Genomic DNA, 4,676 nt, shown 5'->3' on the forward strand with positions numbered 1-4,676 from the left:
CCGAGAGCGCCCCCGCGCCCAGCCCAGCCACTCCGTCAGCAGCCCGCCCACCGGTGCGCACAGGCTGGCCGCGATACCCAGCCCGGTGAGGGCCCGCGACATCGCCCGCGCGCCCAGCGCCGGCGTGTAGAGGTCGCGCACGATGGCGCGGGCGCACATCACCACCGCGCCCATGGCCGCGCCCTGCGCCACGCGCCAGCCGATCAGCCATTGCATCGATGGGGCAAGCACGCTCAGGATGGATGCCAGGGTGTAGATGGAAAGACCCGCCAGCAGCACCGGCCGGCGGCCGAAGCGGTCCGACAGCGGCCCCCAGGCGAGTTGCGAGCATCCGAAGGCCAGCAGCAGCGCGCTGAGCGTGAGCTGGGCGGACGCCACGGGTGCGTCCAGGCTGCGCGTGAGCGAGGGCAGCGCAGGCAGGTAGAGATCGGTGGTGACGGGCTGCAGGCTCAGCAGCAGCGCGAGCACGGTGATGGCCAGACCCGGCGCGACGGCCACGGCCGGCGGCTCCTGGCCCGCCGCAGCGAAAGGGGGGACGGACATGCGGGCGAGCCTACCAGATGGGCGCCACCCGACCGGGAGCGCAGATGGCCGTCGCCGCGCACGCCGGCCGGATCAGTACACCTGGAACAGGTCCGCCAGCGCGGCGCGGTACTGCGGCTCGCCCACCGTGTTCGTGCTGTGGTGCGTGCCGCCTTCCACCAGCACGAAGCGCTTGGGCTCCTGGGCGGCGTCGTACAACTTGCGGCCGAGCGTGGGCGGGATCAGGCTGTCGTCGCTGCCGTGCACCACCAGCAGCGGCGAGCCGATGTGCGCGACCTTGCGCGCCGACTCGAAGCGCTGCGTGATGAGGCCCGACACCGGCAGCCAACCCCATTTGAACGTGGCAGACCTCGGGGATGTTGGTGAAGGTGCCTTCCACGATGGTGCCCTTCTCGTCGTTCACCATCGCCGCCAGGTCGATGGCGATGGCGCCGCCGAGCGAGTGGCCGAAGATGTAGCGCGGCTGGTCGGGCGCGCGCTGCGCGAGCCAGTCCCACGCGGCGCGGGCGTCCTCCAGGGCCGTGGTCTCCGACGGCAGGGCCGGGCTGCTGCGCCCGAAGCCGCGGTAGTCGACCGCCAGCACCGAAAACCCCATGCTCTGCATGCGCCGCATGCGGCCCGCCGATCCCGACACGTTCCAGCGCGCGCCGTGCAGGTACAGCAGCACGGGCGCATCGGCTTTGGCGGCCGGCAGCCACAGGCCGTGCAGCTTCTCGGACTTGCCGGTGGCTTTCGAGTCGAATGCGATCCAGACATCTTCCATGTCGTCGGTGGACTGGGCACCGCCCCACGCGCGGTCGCTGGGCTGGAAGATCCACTCGCGCTGCTTGGCGTCGAGGGTGGCGCAACCTGCCGTGACGGCCATGGCGAGGGCGATGGATGAAAGGAGGGGCCAGCGTTTCATGGGTAGGACTGAGTGCCGCGGTGTCGGGAAAGTTCTATGGCAGTGTTTCAGCGGGTATGCCGGCGTCTTGATTGTCTTGGTTGCTCACTTTTCAATAGCAAATCGGGAAATCCCCGGCTTTTCCGGCTTTTGCAAGAAACGCGCCCGTCGATGCGCTTTGTTACATCCGGATTGTGCTGGAGAGATGGCCTGATTTCGGCACCGCTGCCCAGGGCCGGAGCCCGGAAAAGCGCTGATTGACGCTGCAGCGCAGCATCGATAGGCCGTGACGGCCGGACGGGGTGGCCCGTAGGATGGGCACTCCGGTGCAAGGTGGGGCAACAACGCACAACAACGGTGCGTTCGGCGCCGAGATACCGCTGCGGCGACAAAGTTCCCCGAGTCACCGTCCTGTCATGTGGCGCCTCCACAGTGGCGCACTTCAACGATCAACGAGGTAGAGCAATGCACCTGTCTGGTTTCAAAGGGGCCGCGCTGGCCCTGGCCGCCGCTGCCGCCCTGGCCGCCTGTGGCGGCAACGACGATGATTTCCCCACGCTGAACGGCGCCAAGCCCCTGGTGATCGGCCACCGCGGTGCCGCGGGCTACCTGCCGGACCACACGCTGGAAGGCTACAAGAAGGGCATCGAACTGGGCGCGGACTTCATCGAACCGGACCTCGTGGCCACCAAGGACGGCGTGCTGATCGCACGGCACGAACCCAACATCACCGGCACCACCGACGTGTCGCAGCGCCCGGAATTCGCCAGCCGCAAGACCAGGAAGATGGTCGATGGCGTTCAGGAAGAAGGCTGGTTCGCCTCCGACTTCACCCTGGCCGAGATCAAGACCCTGCGTGCCATCCAGCCCCTGGCCGAGCGCGACCAGTCGTTCAACGGCAAGTACCAGATCCCGACGCTGGCCGAAGTGCTGGACCTCGCCCGGTCCGAAGGCACGCGCGTGGGCCGCACCGTGGGCGTGTACATCGAAACCAAGCACCCCACCTACCACGCCAACCTGAACCTCAAGCTCGAGGACCGGCTGCTCACCACGCTCTCGCAGTACGGCTACACCACCGCGGCGTCGCCCGTCATCCTGCAGTCGTTCGAAGTGTCCAACCTCAAGTATCTGCGCACCAAGACCCAGGTGCGCCTGGTGCAACTGGTGGATGCCAACGACATCAAGGCCGACGGCAGCATGGACCTGACCGCGCCCTACGACAAGCCCTATGACTTCGCCGTGGCCGGCGACCAGCGCACGTTTGCCAGCCTGCTGACCCCTGCGGGCTTGAAGGAGGTCAAGACCTATGCGGACGGCATCGGCCCCTGGAAGCCGTACCTGATCCCCTCGAAGCTGGTGGATGACAACAAGGACGGCCAGCCCGATGACCTGAACGGCGACGGCAAGATCGACGAGCGCGATCGCGTGATGATGCCCGCGACCTCCGTCGTGTCCGACGCGCACGCGGCCGGCCTCTTCGTGCACCCTTACACCTTCCGCAGCGAGGCGCGCCGCCTGGCTTCCGACTTCAAGGGCGACCCGAAGGCCGAATACCGCATGTTCTACCGCCTGGGCGTGGACGGCGTGTTCGCGGATTTCCCCGACCACGCCAAGGCGGCGCGGGACGACTGATCCCTCGGTCGACGGCCTGCCGGCGGCAGGCCACCGTTTCGGGGCGCGTCAGAAGCTGTGCTTGACGCCGATGCTCAGCAGGGTCCGGCCCTGCCGCGCCCGACGACCCCGTCCAGTTGCCAGCCCGGTGTCCATTCCCACAGCGCGCCGGTCTGGAACGTGGGCGGGCTGCCACGCTGGCCGAACGCCTCGATGTGCGCCGTGACCGCGCCCCAGGTGGATTCGACCGCGGCACCCCAGGTGGGCAGCCAGCGGTGGTCGGGCGTGTGCAGCGTGCCGGCATTGGCATGCACGGCCCCCCAACTGGCGATGCAGGTGCCCAGCAGGTTGAGGGCCCGCGTGCTGCGCGGCTCCCGGTGGGTGTGCCACAGGCCCACGCTGCTGGCCGCATGGCAGCCTTGCTCGGGCGGCGGCGTCCACTGCCATTTGGCCACCACGCTTTGCACCGTGGCGCGGCCGTCCAGATCGCGCGCCAGCAGGGCGCCCAGTTCCAGACCCGGCAGCGCCACCGGGGCATAGGCCGGCGCCACGTAGAAGGCGCCGCGGTCGCGGTGCACGCCCTCCCACCACACTTCCACGTGCCCTTCGCCGGGGGCATTCACGCCGGCGTCGTCCACCGTGAGGGGCCGCCCCGCGTGGGCCGGTAGCGTGACGGCGGCGATGGCCGCCAGGGCCGCCACGCCATAGCCCTGGCAGGCGGAGCGAAGGTGATGGGGGTGGTGGCGGCGCAGTGGCATGGGTGGGATCCGTATGGCCTGCGGCGCCCGGGATCAGCGTCCGCGCAGGAAGAGGGCGTCCAGCTCGCGCATGGACAGTTGCCGCCAGGTGGGGCGGCCGTGATTGCACTGGTCGGATCGGTCGGTGACTTCCATCTGGCGCAGCAGGGCGTTCATTTCATCGAGGGTGAGCCGGCGGTTGGCGCGCACCGCGCCGTGGCAGGCCATCGTACCCAGAATTTCATTGCGGGCGCGCTGCACCACGGTGCTGGCGTCGTGTGCTGACAACTCCGCGAGCACGCTGCGTGCCAGTTCCACCGCATTGCCCTGGGCCAGCGAGGTGGGCACGGCGCGCACGGCCAGCGTTTTCGGGGAGAAGGGGGCGATCTCCAGTCCCAGCATCGACAGTGTGTCGGCCTGGGCTTCAGCCGTGGCCACTTCCTGCGGCGTGGCGGCGAAGGTCGCGGGAATCAGCAGCGGCTGGCTGGCGATGCGTTCGGTGCCGTCCACCTGCGCCTTGAGCCGCTCGTACACGATGCGTTCGTGCGCGGCGTGCATGTCCACGATCACCAGGCCGTGGGCGTTTTCCGCCAGGATGTAGACGCCCTGGATCTGCGCCACGGCCCGGCCCAGGGGCCAGGCCGGCGCGTTGTCGTCCGGCGCGGGCGGCGCAGGCGTCACGTCGGCCGCTGAAGGGGGAATGGTCTGCAGAGAGGGGGGGCGGAGTCCAGGCAACGGTGCCGGCCGCCGCGGCGCCGGCTGCGCCGGGATGGCCCCATTCGGCGCGCGGCTCCTGCACGCTGGCCGGGAAGGCGCCGTCTTGTGCGCCGACGCCGGGCCCCTTCGGCGATCCCCACAGCGCCTGCAGGTCGGTCACCCGGTGGCCGACCACGGGCTCGTCA

The 4,676-nt window shown here is 69.5% G+C and carries 4 protein-coding genes and 1 pseudogene; 1 reads left to right on the forward strand and 4 read right to left on the reverse strand.

Going from position 1 to position 4,676, the window contains the following annotated elements:
* Both AC27KI_RS18950 and AC27KI_RS18955 read right to left on the reverse strand, forming a co-directional pair.
* On the reverse strand, window positions 1-543 hold a 543-nt coding region (locus AC27KI_RS18950), incomplete at its 3' end, for an MFS transporter (protein ID WP_487115257.1).
* Window positions 544-553: 10 nt separating this feature from the next.
* Window positions 554-1,447, reverse strand: a complete 894-nt coding sequence (locus AC27KI_RS18955) for an alpha/beta hydrolase (protein WP_487115259.1) — start codon at window positions 1,445-1,447, stop codon at window positions 554-556.
* 444 nt (window positions 1,448-1,891) lie between these two features.
* On the opposite strand from AC27KI_RS18955, the gene AC27KI_RS18960 reads away from it, so the two are divergent.
* Entirely contained in the window at window positions 1,892-3,058 is a 1,167-nt protein-coding gene (locus AC27KI_RS18960) for a glycerophosphodiester phosphodiesterase (RefSeq protein ID WP_487115261.1), read from the forward strand.
* Window positions 3,059-3,132: 74 nt separating this feature from the next.
* On the opposite strand, the gene AC27KI_RS18965 is transcribed toward AC27KI_RS18960, so the two are convergent.
* Window positions 3,133-3,795, reverse strand: a complete 663-nt coding sequence (locus tag AC27KI_RS18965; protein WP_487115263.1) for a hypothetical protein — start codon at window positions 3,793-3,795, stop codon at window positions 3,133-3,135.
* Between the two features lie 33 nt (window positions 3,796-3,828).
* Window positions 3,829-4,437, reverse strand: a pseudogene (locus AC27KI_RS18970) (DNA mismatch repair MutL family protein); the annotation flags it as partial.
* Window positions 4,438-4,676 lie beyond the last annotated feature (239 nt).

The sequence above is a fragment of the Acidovorax sp. KPB24-03 genome (assembly GCF_057546605.1).